The organism is Variovorax sp. ZS18.2.2, from assembly GCF_024701975.1.
GTDB lineage: Bacteria > Pseudomonadota > Gammaproteobacteria > Burkholderiales > Burkholderiaceae_C > Variovorax.
Map to the genome: position 1 here is coordinate 360325 of NZ_JANLNM010000006.1, position 19603 is coordinate 379927.

A 19603-nucleotide genomic window follows, 5' to 3' on the forward strand; every position below is an offset into this window, starting at 1 on the left:
CGGGCCGACTAAAATCGGCGGCCATAGAAAGACTTTGATGCTCTATCCGGAACTCTTCAGACAACTCGAATCCGTCCGCTGGGACATGGACAAGGACATTCCCTGGCAGTCGTTCGACGCTTCCTTGCTGACGGAAGAGCAGGCCCAGACCATCAAGATGAATGCCATCACCGAGTGGGCGGCGCTGCCGGCCACCGAGATGTTCCTGCGCGACAACCGTCACGATAGCGATTTTTCCGCTTTCATGTCGATCTGGTTCTTCGAGGAGCAGAAGCACTCCCTGGTGCTGATGGAGTACCTCAAGCGCTTCAGCCCCAAGCACGCGCCCACCGAAGCCGAACTGCACGAAGTGCGCTTCGATTTCGACCCGGCCCCCCCGCTCGAAACCCTCATGCTGCATTTCTGCGGCGAGATCCGCCTGAACCACTGGTACCGCCGCGCTGCCCAGTGGCACACCGAGCCGGTCATCAAGCACATCTACACCACGCTGAGCCAGGACGAAGCCCGCCACGGCGGCGCGTACCTGCGCTACATGAAGCGTGCGCTCGAGAAGTTCGGCGACGAGGCCCGTGCCGCGTTCACCAAGGTCGGCGTCCTGATGGCCAGCGCGCGCCGTACCGCCCAGGCCCTGCATCCGACCAACCTGCACGTCAACAAGTCGCTGTTCCCGAACGACACCATCCAGAGCCGCATGCCCGACCCTGACTGGCTCGAGCACTGGCTCGACAAGCAGATCAAGTTCGATGCCGTCTGGGAAACCAAGGTCGGGGAGCGCATCCTGCACAACCTGAGCCTCTTGATGAACCGCAGCTTCAAGACCGTGCAGGAGCTGAACCGGTACCGCAAGGAAATCGCCGCCACGCTCGGTCCCAAGCCTGAGTACCAAGGCGCATAAGCAAACAAAAAATCGCCCCGCACCCCGGGGCGATTTTTTTGGGCGACCGGTGTCACAACCCGCGGGCACCGAACGTCTAATCGGGCATGGACGACCCGACCCTCACCTTCGACAGCCACCGTCGCCGCCTGCAGGGCATTGCCTACCGCATGCTCGGTTCCGTTGCAGAGGCCGAAGAGGTGGTGCAGGACGCCTGGCTGCGCTGGCATGAAGCCGACAAGGCCAGTTTCGACAGCGCCGAAGCCTGGCTCGTGACGGTCGTCACGCGGCTGTCGATCGACCGGCTGCGCACCGCCAAGGTCCAGCGCGAGCACTACATCGGCGCCTGGATGCCCGAGCCGACGCTGACCGAGTCGCCCGACACGCCCGAAGAATCGCTCGAGCGCGCCGACAACATCTCCGTCGCCTTCCTCGCCGTGCTCGAGCGCCTGGCCCCCGAGGCGCGTGCCGCCTTCCTGATGCGCGAGGTGTTCGACGCTGACTACGACGAAGTGGCACTCACGCTCGGCAAGAGCGAAGCCGCCTGCCGCCAGCTGGTGCACCGCGCCAAGGCGCAGGTGCAGGACGCGCGCCCGCGCTACCAGGTCTCGCGCGAAACCCACCAGCGCTTGCTGCGCGCCTTCGCCGACGCCGCCGCGCGCGGCAGCATGCAGGACCTGAAGGCGCTGATGGTCGAGGACGTCGAACTCATCGGCGACGGCGGCGGCAAGGTGCAGTCGTTCAGCAAGGTCCTCGCCGGCAACCAGCGTCTCGCGCAGCTCTACTTCTCGCTCTGGCGTCGCATGGGCCCGGTGGTGCGCATGGAGCTGGTGGAGATCAACGGCGAGCCCGGCCTTCTGCGCTTCATCGATGGCGAACTCGAATCGGCGCAGACCTTCGAGATCGAGGACGAACGCATCGCGCGCATCCGCGTGCAGCGCAATCCCGACAAGCTCGCCCGCATCGCGCAGCGCTTTGCCTCGAAATAAATAGTTCGCGCGGCGTGTCACAGGGCCGAAGGCTGGCCCGTCTTCAGTGGGTAGGAAGCAGATTTTTCTTCACCCATCCACTGGAGCCTTCTCATGAACACGACACCTCGCCTGAACTGGTTCAAGACGATCCCCAAGACCTTCGAAGCCATCCTGGCCGTCAGCGCCAGCATCGACGCGAGCACCGTCGGCAAGACGACACTCGACTTCGTCTTTGCCCGCGTCTCGCAGATCAACGGCTGCGCCTACTGCCTCGACATGCATGTGCGCGACCTGCGCAAGCAAGGCGAAGGATGGCAGCGCATCAACAGCCTGGCCACCTGGCGCGAAGTGAGCTTCTTCAACGAGCGCGAGCGCGCGGCGCTGGCCTGGGCCGAATCGCTCACGCGGCTGGCCGATCATCACGACGAGCGCGAAGCCGAGTTCGAAGCCCTGAAGGCGCAGTTCAGCGACGTCGAGATCGCCGAGCTCACCGTGGCGGTCGCGCAGATCAACACCTGGAACCGCATCAACGTCGGCATGCGTGTGCCGGTCGCCGTGAAGGCGCTGGACTGAGCGGTTTCGTCCTCAGCGGCGCTCGACCACCATCGGCGCGATCCGCAGGCTCTCGCGCAACTGCGTGACGGCTTCGCCGGCGGCGTTGCGCGAGGCGAACGGCCCGGCCTGCAGCCGGTGCGTGCCGGCCTCGCTGAATACGCGCAGCTGGGGCGCCAGCGAAGGCAATCCGTGCGCCGCCTGGCTCAGCAGGGTCTCCGCACCGTCGCGTTCGCGAAAGGCGCCGAGCTGCACCCAGAAGCCAGCCACCGCGGCGGCAGACGACGCGGCCGCCGAAGCTGCCGACACCGGCCGTGCAGGTACGTCGAGCGGTGCCATCGGCGCAAGGTCGGTGACCACGATCGGTTGACGCGGTGGCGGCGGTGCGTCTGCTTCGACAGGCTGCTGCTCCACAGCTGCCATCGCCGTCGCCGGTGTTTGCGGTGCGACAGGCATCGTGGCAGCCGCCGGCGCATTCACCATCGCCACCGGCGCCACCCAGGCTGAAGGCACAGGCACCGACGCAGCGGTTGCGCGCGGGGCCGGCGAGGCGGCCGCATACGCGGTCCCCGAATCCCGTCGCCATGCCCCCGTGCGGATGTCCTCGTTCGTGATCCGCTCGATCTCCACCGGCGCCACGCCGCGCAGCAGGTCGAGCTTGAGCGCGGCCGTGTAGCTCAGGTCGATGACGCGTCCGTCGACAAACGGCCCGCGGTCGTTCACCCGCACGATCACCTCGCGCCCGTTGGCCGGATTGCGCACCCGCACATAGCTCGGCAGCGGCAGCGTCTTGTGCGCGGCCGTCATCGCGTACATGTCGTAGGGCTCGCCGCTGGAGGTCGATGCGGCGTGGAATTTGCGGCCGTACCAGGAGGCCAGACCCGACTCCCGGAATGGCCGGTCGTCGGTGATCGGCTGGTAGCCCCGGCCCAGCACCGTGTAGGGCTTGCTGGTGCCGCCGCTGCTGCGGATGGATTCGATGCGGGGCTCGGCGTCGGGTACGCGGTCCAGGTCCGAGGGGATGTTGGTGCCCGGGCCGTCGCGACCGCTTGCTACGCCGCCGCCGCTTCCTCCACGGGGTCCGCTCGCGCAGCCGGCCAGAAGGACGGCGACGGCAACCGCGCACGCAGCCAGCGCGGTGGTCGTGTGGGCGCGGATTCCGTCAGCCAAATACCGCCTTCCAGAGCGCCAGCATGGCGTCGCGTTCGGCGGCCAGTGCGGGAGGCGTGACTTGTGTCGGCTCTTCGTTCAGGCGCGCGCGATGCTGCACGCGGCGCAACTCGCGATAGGCCCGCGCCGCGCTGCGGCCGATGCCTTCGGGCAGCAGCCCGGCCAGTTCGGCGCGCAGCAGCAGCGCGATGTTGCCCACGTTCGGAATCAGCTCCGGGTGCTCGCCCGACGACGACAGCACCAGGAACTGCACCGCGAACTCGGCATCGACCATGCCGCCGGGGCTGTGCTTCACGTCGAAGCGGTCGGCCTTCACCGGCCGTGCGCCGCGCAGCTTGTCGCGCATCGCGATGATCTCGGCTTTGAGCGACTCGCGGTCGCGCGGCGACACCAGCACGGCCTCGCGCACCTGGTCGAAACGCGCACCCAGCTCGGCGCCGTGGTCCGCACTGCCGAGCACGAAGCGCGCGCGTGTCATGGCCTGGTGTTCCCAGGTCCACGCGGTGTTGCTGCCGCGGCCGAGCTGGTACTTCTCGTACGCCTCGAAGCTCGTGGTGAGCAGGCCCGAGTTGCCGTTGGGCCGCAGCGCCGTGTCGATCTCGAAGAGGTCGCCCTCGCGCGTCTTCACCGTGAGCCAGTTGATCAGCTTGCGCACATAGGCCGCATAGACCTCGCCGGCTCGCTCGTCGTCATCGTCGTAGACGAACACGATGTCCAGGTCGCTGCCGTAGCCCAGCTCTTTGCCGCCCAGCTTGCCGTAGCCGATGATCGCGAACTGCGCCACCTCGCGATGGCGGTTGCGCACATGCGGCCAGCACCAGCGGGCGGTCACGCGCAGCGTGGTGTCGGCCAGCGCGCTCAGGTCGTCGGCCACCTGCTCGACGGTGATGCGCCCGTCGACGTCGCGCGCCAACGTGCGGAACACCTCGGCGTGATGGGCATGGCGCAGCAGGTTCAGCAGGCGCTCTTCGTCGGCCTCGCCGGTACGGGTGAGCGAGGTGTGGCGTGACTCCAGCTCGCGCTCGAATTCCTCGGCCACGAAGCGGCCCGACAGCATCTCGTCGCTCGCCAGTTCGTCGATCACGCCGGGGTGCTGCATCAGGTAGCGCGCGGGCCATTTCGCGGCGCCCAGCAGGCGCAGCAGGCGCTCCTGCACGGCGGGCCGTTCGACCAGCAGCGCGAGATAGCTCTCGCGGCGCATCAGTGGCTCGATCCAGTCGGCCCAGCGCATCGCGGCATCGACGTGGCGCGGTGTCTGCCCCGCGCCGTCGCCATCGGGCTCCTTGAGCCACTGGCCGGTGCGCTGCACCAGCTGGCGCAGCCGCCCCCGCGTTTCTTCGCGCAGGGCGAGCACGCGCGGCGTTTCGCACCAGTCGCGGATGCGCTCGGCAAAAACGGGCGGCAGGTCGTCCAGCAAATCAGCCAGGTCGGCGGGCGCCGCGGCCTTCTTGCCACTGCACTTGCCGTTGCAGGGCTTCTCGCCGCCGAGCAGCTTGTCGAACTCCTGCGCGACGAACTCGCGGTGGGTGTCGAGCTGTTCGAGGAAAGGACAGCAGTCGGCATAGCCCATCGACTGCGCGATCCAGCGCAGGTCGTCGTCGGCCACCGGCAGCACGTGGGTCTGCTGGTCGTCCAGGTACTGGATGCGGTGCTCCACGCGGCGCAGGAACTCGTAGGCCAGGGCCAGCGCATCGGCGGTTTCCTGCGGCATCAGGTTGGCGCGTGCGAGGCGCTGCAACGCATCGAGCGTGGGCCGCGTGCGCAGCTCGGGGAATTGCCCACCGCGCACCACCTGCAAGAGCTGCACGGTGAATTCGATCTCGCGGATGCCGCCGCGCGAGAGCTTCACGTCGTTCGCGCGCTCGGGCCGTCCGGCGCTGCGGCGCGCCGACTGCTCGCGGATCTGCCGGTGCAGCGTGCGCAGCGAATCGAACACGCTGTAGTCGAGGTAGCGGCGGAACACGAAGGGCAGCACCGCACCGCGCAGGCCCTGTGCGTTGCCGCCGAGCACGACGTCGCGCGGCGCCACCACGCGGCTCTTCAGCCACGCGAAGCGCTCCCACTCGCGGCCCTGCACCTGGAAATATTCTTCGAGCGCATCGAGCGAGACCACGCTCGGCCCCGAGTTGCCGTTGGGCCGCAGCGCCAGGTCGATGCGGAACACGAAGCCGTGCTCGGTGGTGTCGCCCACCAGCGCATAGATGCGCTTCACGGCGCGCGAGAAGTACTCCTGGTTCGCGAGGCGCCCGCGCCCGTCGGCGTCGCCTTGGGTCTCGCCGTCCAGGTCGTACAGGTAGATGAGGTCGATGTCGCTCGACACGTTGAGCTCGCGCGCACCGAGCTTGCCCATGCCGATCACCCAGAGCTGCGCGCGCTGGCCGTCGGGGCCGAGCGGCGCGCCATGCACCGCATCGAGTTCGCGGCAGGCATCGGCGCAGGCCACGTCGAGCGCGAATTCGGCGAGTTCGGTGACCGCGGTGGTCACCACGGCGAGAGGCGCTTGTTCGTCGCAATCGAGCGTGACCAGCCGCTCCATCACGAGCTGCCGCACAATCCTCAATGCATCGCCGACGCTGTCCCCTCGTTGGCGCAATGCCTCGTAAGCCACTGTCATCGACTCGCGCCGCGGCGCACCGGGGGGAAGCAATGCAAGTTCGCCCGCATACCTGCGACGCAGGCGCTGGACGAAACGGGAGCAGGAAGAGAACGCGATCTGCGCGATCTGCGTCGAAGTGGCTGGCAACTGGTTCACACTGCTTTCGGTTTCCGTGGAACCCCTCTGAATGCTGGCGGTCATAATTCCCGACACAGCGCGATCCTCAATGAACGACACGGCGTCTACCCCTTCACGTCTGCTCAAAATCACCGCTGTGACGGCGCGCTGGCTGTTGGGTTTGCTGATCGCTGCATGGCTTCTGCTGGCGCTGTCAGTCGTTGTCCTACACGCGTGGATTGTGCCGCGAATCGGTGATTTTCGCGGCGCACTGGAGGCACAGGCTAGCAAGGCCATCGGCGTGCCGGTGCGCATCGGGTCTATCACCGCCCGCCCCGAGGGGCTTTTCCCCGCCTTCGAACTGCGCGACGTGGTGCTGCAGGATGCGGACAAACGCGAGGCGCTTCGCCTCGTGCGCGTGGTAGCCAGTGTGTCGCCGCGATCGCTCTGGCGCCTGAATTTCGAGCAGCTCTACATCGAGGGTCCGCAGCTCGATGTGCGCCGCGATGCTCAGGGAAAACTCCATGTGGCTGGATTGCACATGGCCACCGATACGACCGGAGAGACCCGCGCCGCCGACTGGTTTTTCGCGCAGCGTGAGCTGGTCATCGAAGGCGGCACCGTCCGCTGGACCGACGAGCAGCGCCAGGCCGAGCCGCTCCTGCTGACCGACGTGCGCTTCGTGGCGCGCAACGGCGGCCGCCGCCACGGCCTCCGGCTCGACGCCACGCCGCCTGTGGGCTGGGGCCAGCGCTTCACGCTGCGCGGGCAGTTCCGCCAGCCGCTGCTGTCGGTGCGCACCGGCCGCTGGCAGACCTGGGACGGCCAGATCTACGCCGACCTGCCCTACATCGATGTCACCCGTCTGGGCCAATACGTCTCGCTCGACGCGCGCATCCGCGAGGGCAACGGCGCGGTGCGCCTCTGGGCCGATGTGGAAGACGGCCAGTTCGTGGGCGGCGCAGCCGACCTGGGGCTCGACCGCGTCGATGCTTCGCTGGGCAAGGGGCTGCAGCCGCTGGTGCTGCGCTCGGTCACCGGCCGCCTCGCGGGCCAGCTGGACAACGACACCCTCGAGTTCTCGACCACCGCGCTGCAGTTCGACACCTCCGACGGCCTGCGCTGGCCCGGCGGCAACCTCTGGCTGCAGCACACACCGGCCAAGGGCCGCACGCCCGAGAAGGGCGCGTTGCGCGCCGACCGGCTCGATCTGGCCGCGCTCGCACTCATCGCCGACCGGCTGCCGCTGGGCGAAGCCACGCACCGCGTGCTCGACAGCTATGCGCCGCGCGGGCTGGTCGAGCACATCGACCTGAGCTGGCAGGGCTCGCTGGGCGCGCCCGACAAGTACCAGGCGCGCGGCCGCGTGAGCGGCCTGCGCGTCGCCTCGCAGCCGGCACCACCCGCGCCTCCTGCACCAACGGTTCCCACAACCACAGCTGCCGCCGCAACACCCCCTCGCGCCCACCCCGGCACGCCCGGCCTGAGCGGCGCCACCATCGACTTCGACGCCACCCAGGCCGGCGGCACGGCCACGCTGGCCATTGCACAGGGCACGCTCGAATTCCCCGGCGTCTTCGAGGAGCCCGTGATCCCGATCGACCGGCTCTCCACCCAGCTCCAGTGGAAGCTCGACAACGGCAACGCGCAGGTGCAGGCCTCCAAGCTGCGCTTCGCCAACACCGACGCCGAGGGCGATGCCGAGGCCAGCTGGCGCACCAGCGACCCGGCCGTCTCCAGCAGCAAGGGCCGTTTCCCCGGCGTGCTCGACCTGCAGGGCAAGCTCACCCGCGCCGACGGCACGCGCGTGTTCCGCTACCTGCCGCTCGACATTCCCCAGCACACGCGCGACTACGTGCGCGACTCGGTCACCAAGGGCACGGCCAGCACCGTCGATTTCCGCGTGCGCGGCGACCTGCACGACATGCCGTTCCTGGACCCGAAGCGGGGCGAGTTCCGCATCGTGGCCAAGGTGGCCGACGTCAACTACGCCTACGTGCCGCCGAGCGCCACCGCCATTCCCGCGCGCACCGGCGCGCCGGCGCTGGTGTGGCCGCCGCTCACCGGCGTCTCGGGCGAACTGGTGTTCGAGCGCGACAGCATGCTGGTGCGCAATGCGCGCGGCCGGCTGGCCGGCACCAACGGCCTCGAGGTGACGAAGGCCGAGGCGCAGATCCCCGAGCTGTCGAGCCACACGCCGCTGCTGCGCGTCGACGTGCAGGCCAAGGGGCCGCTCGGCGAGGTGCTGCGCGTGGGCGCGCCGCTGGCCGGCAGCGAGAAGGACGGGGTCGGCGAGCACATGCTGCGCGCGCGCGCCACCGGTTCCGCCGACTACAAGCTGCACCTCGAACTGCCCCTCGCGGCCATCGACAACGCCAAGGTGCAGGCCACCATCGCACTCGCCGACAACGAGCTGCAGTTCGTGCCCGAGGCACCCTCGCTCACGCAGGCCAAGGGCACGCTGAGCTTCACCGAAACCGGCTTTTCGCTGGCCGGCGTGCAGGCCAGGCTGCTCGGCGGCGACATCCGCATCGAAGGCAAGGGCCGCTTCACCGGCCCCAACCGCGAGGTCGCGCTGAAGGCGCAGGGCACGGCCACCGCCGAGGGCCTGCGCGGCGCGCGCGAGGCCGACTGGCTCGCGCGGCTCGCCGAGAAGGCCACCGGCAGCACGCCGTATGCGGCCACGTTCTCGGTGCGCGATGGCGCCTCGGAGCTCTCGCTGACGAGCAGCCTGCAAGGCCTTGCCCTGCAACTGCCGGCACCGCTGGTGAAGACCGCCGAGGAGCAGATGCCGCTGCGCATCGAGAAGAAGGTGCTGGTGCGCGAGACCCGCGACAGCCGGCAGGGCGGCGCCACCGTCGCCACGCAGGACCAGCTTTCGCTGGAGCTGGGCCGCGTCGGCGCGGTGCAGTTCGTGCGCGACATCTCGGGCGCCGAGGCGCGCGTGCTGCGCGGCAGCATCGGCGTCGGTCTCTCGGCGGGCGAGACCGCGAGCCTGCCCGACAAGGGCGTGTTCGCGAACGTCAACGTGGCCAAGCTCGACATCGCCGCGTGGGACGCCCTGCTGGGCGCCGCCGCGAGCAGCACCCCGAGCGAAGCGCCCGCCGCTGCCGAAGAGGGTGCGCAAGCCTACCTGCCCACGCGCATCGCGGTGCGCGCGCAGCAGCTGGGCATTGCCGGGCGCACCCTGCACAACGTGGTGCTGGGCGGCACGCGCGAGGGCGCGCTCTGGCGCGCCAACATCGATGCCACCGAATTGAGCGGCTACGCCGAATACCGCCACACGCAGGCCGGCCGGCTCTACGCACGGCTCGCACGCCTGAAGATCGCGCCGGCCGAGGCAACCCAGGTCGAGGCCCTGCTCGACGAGCAGCCGGGCACGCTGCCCGCGCTCGACATCGTGATCGACGACTTCGAGCTGCTCGGCAAGCGCCTGGGCCGCGCCGAGATCGATGCGGTCAACCGCGGCGGCGCAGGGCGCGAGTGGCTGCTCAACAAGCTGACCTTCACGATGCCCGAGGCGAGCTTCGCGGCCAAGGGCACCTGGGCCGCCATCCCCGGCGCCGCCGCGGGCCAGCGCCGCACGGCCATGACCTTCAAGCTGGACATCGCCGATGCCGGCGACCTGCTCGCGCGCTTCGGCATGCCCGGCGTGCTGCGGCGCGGCAAGGGACGGCTGGAAGGCGACGTCAACTGGCGCGGCTCGCCGTTCTCGCTCGACTACCCGAGCCTGGGCGGCCAGCTGCAGGTCGATGTGGAGTCGGGCCAGTTCCTCAAGGCCGACCCGGGGCTGGCCAAGCTGCTCGGCGTGCTGAGCCTGCAGGCGCTGCCCAGGCGGCTCACGCTCGACTTCCGCGACGTGTTCAGCGAGGGCTTCGCCTTCGACTTCATTCGCGGCGACGCCAAGATCGACAAGGGCATCGCGAGCACCAACAACCTGCAGATGAAGGGCGTCAATGCCGCCGCGCTCATGGACGGCTCGGCCGACATCGTGCGCGAGACGCAGAACCTGCGCGTGGTGGTGGTGCCCGAGATCAACGCCGGCACCGCCGCGCTGGTGGCCACCGCCATCAACCCGGCCATCGGCCTCGGCACCTTCCTCGCGCAATGGGTGCTGAGCAAGCCGCTCGCCGCCGCCGCCACGCAGGAGTTCCACATCGAAGGCACCTGGGCCGACCCCAAAATAGCCAAGGTGCCGCGCACGCTGCAACTGCCAAGCCTCCCGGGATTGCCGGGATCATCGGGCCGGACCGGTTCCGCGGCGGCGGAAGAAGGCAAGAAAACGGAGACCACGCAATGAAAGTCGCAGCCATCCAGATGGTGTCGGCCATCGCCCGCGAAGCCAACCTCGCGCGCGCCCACGACCTGCTCGCAGAGGCCGCCGCGGCCGGCGCCGAGCTCGCGGTGCTGCCCGAGTATTTCTGCATGATGGGCGCGCGCGACACCGACAAGCTGGGTCTGCGCGAGACGGCCGGCGCGGGCACGGTGCAGGGCTTCCTCGCCGATGCGGCGCGCGAGTTCGGCCTGTGGATCGTGGGCGGCACGCTGCCGATCGAGAGCACCGACGCCGAGCACGTCTTCAACAGCTCGCTGGCCTTTGCGCCCGACGGCCAGTGCGTGGCGCGCTACGACAAGATCCATCTCTTCTTCTTCGACAACGGCACCGAGCGCTACGACGAGCGCCGCGTCATCGCGCCGGGCGCCAAGCCGGTCGTGTTCGACCTGCCCTCGCGCGACGGCCACAGCTGGCGCATCGGCATGAGCGTCTGCTATGACCTGCGCTTTCCCGAGCTGTACCGCGCGCTTGCCAAGCAGGGCGCCGACCTGCTGCTGGTGCCCAGCGCCTTCACCCGCACGACAGGCGCGGCCCATTGGGAGGTGCTGCTGCGCGCCCGCGCCATCGAGAACCTCGCATGGGTGGTGGCGCCCGCGCAGGGCGGCACGCACGAGAACGGCCGCCAGACCTGGGGCCAGTCGCTCGTCATCGATCCCTGGGGCACGGTGGTGGCGCAGCAGGCCAGCGACGAAGGCGTGGTGCTGTTCGACATCGATGCGAAGCAGATCGAGCGCACGCGCACCCAGCTGCCCGTGCTGTCGCACTGCGTTCTCTAGCCGCGATGTCCGATGCGCTGCTGACCGTCGCACCGCAGCGGTGGGCGCGTTCCGCGTACGGGCGGCTGCGTTCGCTGTGGCAGCGCTGGTTTTTGTGGCTGCTGCTCGCGGTGCTGGTGTCGGTGCTGCTGGTCACGGTGGTGTGGCTCGCGGGGCGGCACGAGGTCGAGCAGGTGCAGGCCCAGCTCGACCGCGACACCGCCGATGCCGTCTCCGACCTGCGCAGCGGCTTTCAGCGCAATGCACAGAGCCTGCGCGCCACGCAGACGCCGGGCACCGGGCGCGCGCAATGGAACGATGCCGCGGCCGCCCTGCTGCGCGAGCACCGCGAATGGCTCAGGCTCGAATGGCGCGATGCCGGACTGCGACCGCTCGAAGCCATCAACACGCCCTACCGCATGCGCCTTCTGGACGAGGCGAGCCGCGGCCCCGAGCAGTCCGACGTGATGCTGGCCTGCGCGGCCGCCCGCAAGCTCGGCGCGGGCGCGTACTCGCCGAGCCACTATGTGCCGATTGCCGGTGGCGGCGGCGTCGAGGTGATGGAGTTCTGCGTGCCCATCGACGCCGGCGGCTTCCTCGTCGCGAGCTATTCGCTGCGCGACGCACTCATCGAGCTGGTCGGCCCTACGCTCACGCGCGGACAGGAAGTCGCGTTCACCGAGACCGACGGCACGCGGCTGGTAGCGCTCGGCAGTTCGCGCCGCGTCGGCACGCGCGTCTTCACCTCGCAGCAACTGATCGACCTGCCGGGTGCCGCGCTGATGCTGCGGGTGGACGGCTGGCGCGCCGCCCCCGACCTGTTCCCGAACATGCTCACGGCGCTGGTCACCGCGATTTCGATTGCGCTGGTGTCGGTGCTGGTGCTGCTCGCGCGCGACACGCGGATGCGCCTGCGCGCCGAGCGCGACCTGGCCGATGCGCTCGCCTTCCGCAAGGCGATGGAAGACTCGGTCATCACGGGCCTGCGCGCACGCGACCTGCAGGGCCGCATCACCTACGTGAATCCAGCCTTTTGCGAGATGGTCGGCTTCACCCCCGAGGAGCTCATGGCCGACAGCGCCGATGCGCCCGAAGCGCCCTACTGGCCCACTGAACTGGCGCACGAGTACCAGCAGCGCCAGGCGCGGCGGCTGGCCGGCGGCATGCCGCCGCGCGAGGGCTTCGAGTCGGTCTTCATGCGCAAGGACGGCACGCGCTTTCCGGTGCTGATCTTCGAGGCGCCGCTCATCAACGCGCACCGCGTGCAGACCGGCTGGATGAGCGCGTTCATCGATGTGAGCGAACAGCGCCGCATCGAGGAGCTTTCGCGCGCGAGCCAGGAGCGCCTGCAAGCGAGTGCGCGGCTCGCGACGGTCGGCGAGATGGCATCGCTGCTGAGCCACGAACTCACGCAACCGCTGGCCGCGATTGCCAGCTACGCGAGCGGTTCGCTCAACCTGCTCGGACCGAACGCCAAGGGCGACCAGGGCGAAGTCGCGATGGCCGTCAGGCGCATCGCCGAGCAGGCCGACCGCGCGGGCCAGGTGATCCGCAGCGTGCATGACTTCGTGCGCCGGCGCGACCGCACGCGCGAGGCCGTCGCGCCGCAGGCACTCATCGACGCGGTGCTGCCGCTGGTGCGGCTGCAGGCGCGCAAGCTCGGCGTGATCATCGAGGTGGTGTTCGAAGACCGGCTGCCCGCGGCCATGTGCGACCGCACGCTGGTCGAGCAGGTGCTGCTCAACCTCGCGCGCAATGCGATGCAGGCAATGGACAGCCCCGACAACGTCGGCAGCCGCGTGCTGCGGCTGCGCGTGGCGCGCGCCGTGGCGGTCGGCGGTCCGGGCACAGAGGACGCACGGCGCTGGCTCGAGTTCTCGGTGGCTGATCTCGGCTGCGGCATCGGCGAAGACGTGGCCGAGCGGCTCTTCACGCCCTTCTTCACCACGCGCGCCGACGGCATGGGCCTCGGGCTGAGCCTGTGCCGCACGGTGGTGGAGCAGCATGGCGGCGCGCTCATGCACGAACCCAACCGGCCGCGCGGCACGGTTTTCCGATTCACTCTGCCGAGCACATGACGCGCTCGCGGCCCTCGCCTGTTCTGGAATTGTTGATATGCAACCGCTGATCGATGGACTCATCTATATCGTCGACGACGACGCCAGCGTGCGCGAGGCATTGGCCTGGCTGCTGCGCTCGCGCCGCCTGGCCAGCGAGCATTTCGGCAGTGCCGAGGCCTTCGAGCAGTTGCTTGCACAGGGTCCGCTGCCCGATCAGCCGCGCTGCCTGCTGCTCGATGTGCGGATGCCCGGCACCAGCGGGCTTGTGCTGTTCGACCGGCTCGCGGAGCGCGGCCTGCTGGACGCGATGCCGGTGATCTTTCTCACCGGCCATGCGGACGTGCCGACGGCCGTCGACGCCGTCAAGCGCGGTGCCTTCGATTTCTGCGAGAAGCCGTTCTCGGACAACGCGCTGGTCGACCGCATCGAGCAGGCGCTCGGTGCGTCGTTGCGGGCGCTCGAGGTACAGAGCGTGCGCCGTAGTCTCACCGAGCGCATCGCCGAACTGACGGACCGCGAGCGCGATGTGATGCGGCTCGTGGTCGAGGGGCTGCCGAACAAGCTGATCGCCGATCAACTGGCGATCAGCGTGCGCACGGTGGAGGTCCACCGGGCGCGCGTGTTCGAGAAGATGGAAGTGAAGTCGGCCGTCGAATTGGCGAACCGACTTCGGGATCTCTAGGAGATCAGGCCTTTTCCGCGACGAAGATTTCGACGCGGCGGTTTTGAGCGCGGCCAGCCGGCGTGCCGTTGTCGGCCAGCGGTTCGCGCGAGCCGCGGCCGTCGGTCGTGATCGCGGTGGTCGAGACGCCGCGGCCCACCAGGTGGTTGCGCACGCTGTCGGCGCGGCTCACCGAGAGGCGCTCGTTGCCTTCTTCGCTGCCGGTGTTGTCGGTGTGGCCGACCACGCGCACGCTGGCGGCGGTGGCGGTCTTCAGGCCTTCGGCGACCTTGTCGAGCACCTGCGCGAGGTTGCGCTTGACGTTGGCGCGACCGGTGTCGAACGAGAGCTCATTCGGAATGACCACGTGCAGCTGGTTGTCGGCGGTCTGCTCGATCACCACGCCCGTGCCCTTGGTCGAGGCTTCCAGGTCGGCCTTCAGTGCGGCCAGGCGCGCGGTCCAGCTGTTGGCGGGCGGTGCCGGCTGCGCGGCCGGTGCGGGTGCCGGCGGCGGTGCGGACTGCGAAGCGCAACCTGCAATGAACATCAACGCAGCCGCTGCTGCTGCACCGGTGACAAGAAGCTTCCTCATGAGTTTTCCCTCTTATGGATCAATAAAAAACAGTGACGGGAACCGGCCGTTCGACGCGGCCGGTTTCCCCGGTGGATGTGCCTTCTCAGCTTTCCACCACGCCCTCGCGTGACCCGCGACGCATCAAACTGCCGCGATCCAGTCGGGAGACACCGCGGAACCGGCTTTGCCGGGCCGCTGGTGTCGCCCCCTGAAAGGGGGTTGGCAAAGCGACACGAAGTGCGCGAAGACTGGGGGTAAGTTTCATCCTAGCCCTGCGGGCCGCGCTCACCCACGTAGATTTCGACGCGGCGGTTCTGTGCGCGGCCTGCGTCGGAGTTGTTGTCGGCCACCGGCTCGTGCGAGCCGCGGCCTTCGATGCGGAAGGCCGCCGCGTTCACGCCGCGTGCGACCAGGTAGTCGCGCGTGCTGGTGGCACGTTCGACCGACAGCGGGTTGTTGATGGCGTCGGAGCCGGTGCTGTCGGTGTGGCCGATGATGCGCACTTCGGCGTTCGGGTTGTTGCGCAGGCCGCTCGCGAACTGGTCGAGCACCGGTGCGAAGTTCGGCTTGATGTTGGCGCGGCCCACGTCGAACGACACGTCGCTCGGAATGGCCAGCTTCAGCTCGTTGTTCTGGGTCTGGGTCACGGCCACGCCGGTGCCCTGGGTGGCGGCTTCCATCTGGCGCTTCTGGTTTTCCATGCGCTGCGACCACAGGTAGCCGCCGAGCGCGCCGGCTGCCGCGCCGACCACCGCGCCCGTGCCGATGGCACCGCGGTTGCCGCCGGTGGCCGAGCCGATGACGGCGCCGCCCAGTGCGCCGATGCCGGCGCCGATGCCGGTGTTGCGTTGGGTGTCGGTCATGCCGCCGGCGCAGCCGGACAGGACGATGGCGGTGGCACAGGTGGCGAGTACGAACTTTTTCATGGCGATCCCTTTCGATGTTGAGTCAAGCGGGGCACAGCTTAGCGCTGGGGAGGGTACGCGATGGTACGGGCGGAAGGCCCTATGGAAAATAAGAAAACCTTCGCCGTTCCGCGTGAATGCTGCGATGATTGCTACTAAAGTAATAGCGAACAGGCACTTCTCCGACACAGGCGCGCGGCCGTGGGCTACATGGAGCAATTCACGGTTTCGGCGGCGGGCGCCCATCGTCGGGCGCGCGGTCGGCTTCGGGCTCGGTGTCGTCGTGCAATTCACCCTTGCTGCGGCCGGAAAACATGGTCCACCAGATGATCAAGATGAACACGAGTCCCGCGGCGAGGGCTTCAAGCAGAATCAAACCCATGAGAAATGGACTCCAGTGGCTGGTCGGGCTTGTGATCGTAGCAACGCTCGCCGGCTGTTCCGTCGGTCCCCGCGTGCCCGACGCCCCCACCCGACCTTCCGCCACCCCGCCGCGCGAGCTCGGACCGCTCACCGGATCGCTCGCGCACCCCAAGAGCCGCTGGGTGCCCGTCGGCTGGGCGGAGCTCCCGGGCTTCAGCGAAGACCCGTTGCACGAAGCCTGGATCGCGCTGCTGGCCAACTGCGTGCGCCCCAACGCCGCCTTCGCGCCGCTGTGCCGCGACGTGCGCCAGCTGGCCATCGCCACCCCCGAAGAGCAGCGCCAGTGGATGACCGACCGGCTGCAGCCCTACCGCGTCGAATCGCTCGCGGGCCAGAGCGAAGGCAAGCTCACCAGCTACTACGAGCCGGTGTACGAAGCCTCCCGCGTGCCGAGTGCCGCCTTCAATGTGCCGATCTACCAGACGCCCGACGGGCTGGTGCCCAAGCGCCCCTGGTACACGCGCCAGGAAATCGAGACCCTGCCCGAAGCCCAGGCGGCGCTCCGCGGCCGCGAGATCGCGTGGATGGCCGACCCCATCGATGCGCTGATGCTGCACATCCAGGGCTCCGGGCGCCTGCGCATCACCGAGGCCAACGGCTACCAGCACACCGTGCGCGTGGCCTTCGCGGCCACCAACGAGCAGCCCTATCGCAGCGTGCAGCAGTGGCTCATGAGCCAGGGCGTGAGCAAGGTCGGCAAGTGGCCCGACGACACCAAGGCCTGGGCCGTGCAGAACCCGCAGCGCGTGTCGCAGCTCCTGTGGAGCAATCCGCGCTACGTGTTCTTCCGCGAGGAAATCATGAGCGAGGTCGACGCCGCCTTCGGCCCGCGCGGCGCGCAGGGTGTGCCGCTCACGGCAGGCCGCTCGATCGCGGTCGACCGCGAGAGCATTCCGTACGGCACGCCGGTGTGGCTCGCATCGAGCGGGCCGGCGGCGCAGCTGCAGAAGCTGGTGGTGGCGCAGGACACCGGCAGCGCGATCCTCGGCGCGGTGCGCGCCGATTACTTCGCAGGTACCGGCCCCGATGCAGGCCGGCTCGCTGCGAGCGTGAACCAGCCACTGCGCCTCTGGGCCCTGTGGCCAAGGCAACTCCCCGCTCCCTGACCAAAGAGGGGATCGGATTGGTCCCTTCCAGAAACACCGAGGAACCGGCTTTGCCGGGCCTCTGGTGTTGCCCCCGGTAGGGGGGGAGGAGAAGCGACACGAAGTGCGCGAAGCCTGGGGGCGAGCCACGCCTTTCAGAACAACCTGACGGGAACCTGATCAATTCACGGGAGTGTCATACGAAGTGCCTAGCTTCGTGGGTTGTTTTCTCCAACCCACGAAAGAAATTGCGCATGACCGCAAACAACCGCTCCGACGAATCCGGGATCGATCTCGACGATATCGGTACCAACCCCACCGCCAACCCCTCGTTCACCGACCTGATCGCATCGCGCCTGAGCCGCCGCCATCTGTTCGGCCTGGGTGTCGGCACGGCCGGCACGGCGCTGCTGCAGGCTTGCGGCGGCGGCAGTGACGGTGGCGTTTCCTTCCCGATCCTGCCGCCGGCACCGGCGCCCGCACCCCCCGCTCCGCCGCCGGCACCGGCCGCGCCGCTCAAGCTCAACTTCAATGCCGTGGCCAAGAGCCTGGACGACGTGGTGAGCGTTCCTGCCGGCTACACCGCCAGCGTGCTCTATCGCCTGGGCGACCCGATTGCCGCCGGCGTGCCCGCCTATGCCAACGACGGCACCGACGCACCGGCCACGTACGACCGCCGCGCCGGCGACCACCACGACGGCATGACCTTCTTCGGCATCAATGCGTCCAACAAGTGGGACCCGGCCGGCGCATCGCGCGGCCTGCTCGTGATGAACCACGAAGCCATCACGCCGCTGTTCCTGCACCCCACCGGCCAGACGGTGGTGGGCGGCGTTCGCACCGTCGCCGACGAAGTGCAGCGCGAGTTCTACCTGCACGGCGTGAGCGTGATCGAGGTCAACAAGACCGGCAACGCCTGGAGCTACAAGCAGGACTCGAGCCTCAACCGCCGCGTCCACACGCTGACCGAGATGAGCTTCTCGGGCCCGGCTGCCAAGACCGACTACCTCAAGACCAAGTACTCCACCGACGGCAGCAAGACCCGCGGCACGCTCAACAACTGCGCCAACGGCACCACGCCCTGGGGCACGTACCTGACCTGCGAAGAGAACTGGGCTGGTTACTTCCGTCGCATCAAGGCCAACGACGACGCCAAGCGCACTGCCAAGGAACTCGCCAGCTTCAGCCGTTACGGCGTCGCCGGCAGTGACGGCCTGGGCCGCGAACGCTGGGCCACCGTCACGCCCGACACCATCGACAACCTCTACGGCCGCTGGAACACCGAAGTCATCGGCGCCACCGCCACCGACGACTTCCGCAACGGGCACAACACCTACGGCTGGGTGGTCGAGATCGATCCGTTCACCCCCGCCAGCACGCCGAAGAAGCGCACCGCGCTCGGCCGCTTCGGCCATGAGGGCGCCTGCCTCGGCCCGGTCGTGGTCGGCAAGCCGCTGGTCTGGTACATGGGCGACGACTCGCAGAACGAGTACCTCTACAAGTTCGTCTCGACCAAGGCCTGGGATGCGGCCGACATCGGCGGCGGCATCGCGGCTGGCGACAAGTACATGGACGACGGCAAGCTCTATGTCGCCAAGTTCAACGCCGACGGCACGGGCAACTGGCTTGAGCTGAAGCTGGGCGTGAACAACATCACCTCGGGCTACGCCAAATACGCATTCGCCGACGCGGCGGACGTTGTGATCAACGCGCGCCACGCCGCCGACGCGGCCGGTGCCACGAAGATGGACCGCCCGGAGTGGACGGCCGTGAATCCGAAGAATGGCGAGGTGTACCTCACCCTCACCAACAACACGGCGCGCCCGGTCGGTGGCACCGACGCGGCCAATCCGCGTTCGTACAACGACCCGAAGAACGGGGCCGCGCAGAAGGGCAACCCGAACGGCCACATCGTTCGCTTCGCCGACGCCGGCGGCAACCCGACGGCCGTGACCTTCACCTGGGACTGCTACCTCTTCGGCGCGCGCTCCACCGCGTCGGCCGACGTGAACCTGTCGGCCCTGGGCGCCGACAACGACTTCTCCAGCCCCGATGGCATGTGGTTCAGCGAGGCCGCCCCCGGCCTGCTGTGGCTGGAGACCGACGACGGCAAGTACACCGACGTGACCAACTGCATGCTGCTCGCGGCACTGCCGGGCAAGGTCGGCGACGGCGCGGCCAAGACCATCACCAACGTGGACGGCGGCACCACCGGCACGCAGGCGACTTTCGTCGGCAAGGCACCCGGCACCGAGAGTCTGCGCCGCTTCCTGGTCGGCCCGAAGGACTGCGAGATCACCGGCATCGCCGAATCGGGCGACGGCCGCGCCTTGTTCGTGAACATCCAGCATCCGGGTGAAGGTACGAGCGACATCACGGCGCCCATCAGCCACTGGCCGGACGGCGGCACTTCCCGCCCGCGCTCGGCGACGGTGGTGATCACGAAGAACGACGGCGGCCGGATCGGTCTCTGAGACCCCGCACCGTGGACCGGCCTCGCCGGTCCACAGGTGTGACTCCCGAG

The 19603-nt window shown here is 68.8% G+C and carries 14 protein-coding genes; 9 read left to right on the top strand and 5 right to left on the bottom strand.

The features are described 5' to 3' along the window. Positions 1-37 precede the first annotated feature (37 nt). The 3 genes from NU688_RS23320 to NU688_RS23330 all read left to right on the top strand — a co-directional run bounded on the left by NU688_RS23320 (position 38) and on the right by NU688_RS23330 (position 2418). Positions 38-895: a ferritin-like domain-containing protein gene (locus NU688_RS23320; RefSeq protein WP_257863176.1), complete on the top strand. Its 858-nt coding sequence runs from the start codon at positions 38-40 to the stop codon at positions 893-895. Positions 896-981: 86 nt separating this feature from the next. Further along, positions 982-1863: an RNA polymerase sigma-70 factor gene (locus NU688_RS23325; protein ID WP_257863177.1), complete on the top strand. Its 882-nt coding sequence runs from the start codon at positions 982-984 to the stop codon at positions 1861-1863. A 93-nt stretch (positions 1864-1956) separates the two neighbouring features. After that, positions 1957-2418 (top strand): carboxymuconolactone decarboxylase family protein, encoded by a 462-nt coding sequence (locus NU688_RS23330; RefSeq protein ID WP_257863178.1) that lies wholly within the window; start codon positions 1957-1959, stop codon positions 2416-2418. A gap of 12 nt (positions 2419-2430) precedes the next feature. On the opposite strand, the gene NU688_RS23335 is transcribed toward NU688_RS23330, so the two are convergent. Next, positions 2431-3567 (bottom strand): septal ring lytic transglycosylase RlpA family protein, encoded by a 1137-nt coding sequence (locus NU688_RS23335; protein WP_257863179.1) that lies wholly within the window; start codon positions 3565-3567, stop codon positions 2431-2433. Beyond that, on the bottom strand, positions 3560-6364 hold the full coding sequence (gene glnE / locus NU688_RS23340; RefSeq protein WP_257863180.1) for a bifunctional [glutamate--ammonia ligase]-adenylyl-L-tyrosine phosphorylase/[glutamate--ammonia-ligase] adenylyltransferase: 2805 nt from the start codon (positions 6362-6364) through the stop codon (positions 3560-3562). Before glnE ends, NU688_RS23335 begins: the two co-directional genes overlap by 8 nt. Before the next feature lie 25 nt (positions 6365-6389). Here glnE and NU688_RS23345 point away from each other — a divergent pair, with 25 nt between their 5' ends. From NU688_RS23345 to NU688_RS23360, 4 genes are read left to right on the top strand one after another with little or no spacing between them, the layout of a single operon-like run. Further along, positions 6390-10580 (top strand): YhdP family protein, encoded by a 4191-nt coding sequence (locus NU688_RS23345; RefSeq protein WP_257863183.1) that lies wholly within the window; start codon positions 6390-6392, stop codon positions 10578-10580. Then, on the top strand, positions 10577-11392 hold the full coding sequence (locus tag NU688_RS23350) for a carbon-nitrogen hydrolase family protein (protein WP_257863184.1): 816 nt from the start codon (positions 10577-10579) through the stop codon (positions 11390-11392). The genes NU688_RS23345 and NU688_RS23350 overlap by 4 nt, the downstream gene beginning before the upstream one ends. Positions 11393-11397: 5 nt before the next feature. Next, entirely contained in the window at positions 11398-13449 is a 2052-nt protein-coding gene (locus NU688_RS23355; protein ID WP_257863185.1) for a nitrogen regulation protein NR(II), read from the top strand. Positions 13450-13486: 37 nt separating this feature from the next. After that, the gene (locus NU688_RS23360) at positions 13487-14113 is read left to right on the top strand and encodes a response regulator transcription factor (RefSeq protein WP_257863186.1); all 627 of its coding nucleotides are present in this window, start codon (positions 13487-13489) and stop codon (positions 14111-14113) included. Between the two features lie 4 nt (positions 14114-14117). Here the strand turns inward: NU688_RS23360 and NU688_RS23365 are convergent, their stop codons facing one another. The 3 genes from NU688_RS23365 to NU688_RS23375 all read right to left on the bottom strand — a co-directional run bounded on the left by NU688_RS23365 (position 14118) and on the right by NU688_RS23375 (position 15953). Then, entirely contained in the window at positions 14118-14684 is a 567-nt protein-coding gene (locus NU688_RS23365; protein WP_257863187.1) for an OmpA family protein, read from the bottom strand. A gap of 248 nt (positions 14685-14932) precedes the next feature. Then, positions 14933-15592 carry an OmpA family protein gene (locus tag NU688_RS23370; protein WP_257863188.1) on the bottom strand — a complete coding sequence of 220 codons (660 nt, stop codon included), beginning with the start codon at positions 15590-15592 and terminating at the stop codon, positions 14933-14935. Between the two features lie 199 nt (positions 15593-15791). Then, positions 15792-15953, bottom strand: a complete 162-nt coding sequence (locus NU688_RS23375; protein WP_257863189.1) for a hypothetical protein — start codon at positions 15951-15953, stop codon at positions 15792-15794. Here NU688_RS23375 and NU688_RS23380 point away from each other — a divergent pair. Together NU688_RS23380 and NU688_RS23385 are read left to right on the top strand one after the other, a co-directional pair. Then, positions 15952-17100, top strand: a complete 1149-nt coding sequence (locus NU688_RS23380; protein WP_257863190.1) for a murein transglycosylase A — start codon at positions 15952-15954, stop codon at positions 17098-17100. The genes NU688_RS23375 and NU688_RS23380 overlap by 2 nt on opposite strands. A 233-nt stretch (positions 17101-17333) precedes the next feature. Next, positions 17334-19553, top strand: coding sequence for a PhoX family phosphatase (locus NU688_RS23385; RefSeq protein ID WP_257863191.1), 2220 nt, complete (start codon positions 17334-17336; stop codon positions 19551-19553). The last annotated feature ends 50 nt before the right edge of the window (positions 19554-19603 follow it).

Bases quoted from the DNA above. Each gene is read 5' to 3' on its own strand.
- NU688_RS23320 (WP_257863176.1), top strand. From the start codon at position 38: ATGCTCTATCCGGAACTCTTCAGACAACTCGAATCCGTCCGCTGGGAC.
- NU688_RS23325 (WP_257863177.1), top strand. From the start codon at position 982: ATGGACGACCCGACCCTCACCTTCGACAGCCACCGTCGCCGCCTGCAG.
- NU688_RS23330 (WP_257863178.1), top strand. From the start codon at position 1,957: ATGAACACGACACCTCGCCTGAACTGGTTCAAGACGATCCCCAAGACC.
- glnE (WP_257863180.1), bottom strand. From the start codon at position 6,364: ATGACCGCCAGCATTCAGAGGGGTTCCACGGAAACCGAAAGCAGTGTG.
- NU688_RS23345 (WP_257863183.1), top strand. From the start codon at position 6,390: ATGAACGACACGGCGTCTACCCCTTCACGTCTGCTCAAAATCACCGCT.
- NU688_RS23350 (WP_257863184.1), top strand. From the start codon at position 10,577: ATGAAAGTCGCAGCCATCCAGATGGTGTCGGCCATCGCCCGCGAAGCC.
- NU688_RS23355 (WP_257863185.1), top strand. From the start codon at position 11,398: ATGTCCGATGCGCTGCTGACCGTCGCACCGCAGCGGTGGGCGCGTTCC.
- NU688_RS23360 (WP_257863186.1), top strand. From the start codon at position 13,487: ATGCAACCGCTGATCGATGGACTCATCTATATCGTCGACGACGACGCC.
- NU688_RS23365 (WP_257863187.1), bottom strand. From the start codon at position 14,684: ATGAGGAAGCTTCTTGTCACCGGTGCAGCAGCAGCGGCTGCGTTGATG.
- NU688_RS23370 (WP_257863188.1), bottom strand. From the start codon at position 15,592: ATGAAAAAGTTCGTACTCGCCACCTGTGCCACCGCCATCGTCCTGTCC.
- NU688_RS23380 (WP_257863190.1), top strand. From the start codon at position 15,952: ATGAGAAATGGACTCCAGTGGCTGGTCGGGCTTGTGATCGTAGCAACG.
- NU688_RS23375 (WP_257863189.1), bottom strand. From the start codon at position 15,953: ATGGGTTTGATTCTGCTTGAAGCCCTCGCCGCGGGACTCGTGTTCATC.
- NU688_RS23385 (WP_257863191.1), top strand. From the start codon at position 17,334: ATGACCGCAAACAACCGCTCCGACGAATCCGGGATCGATCTCGACGAT.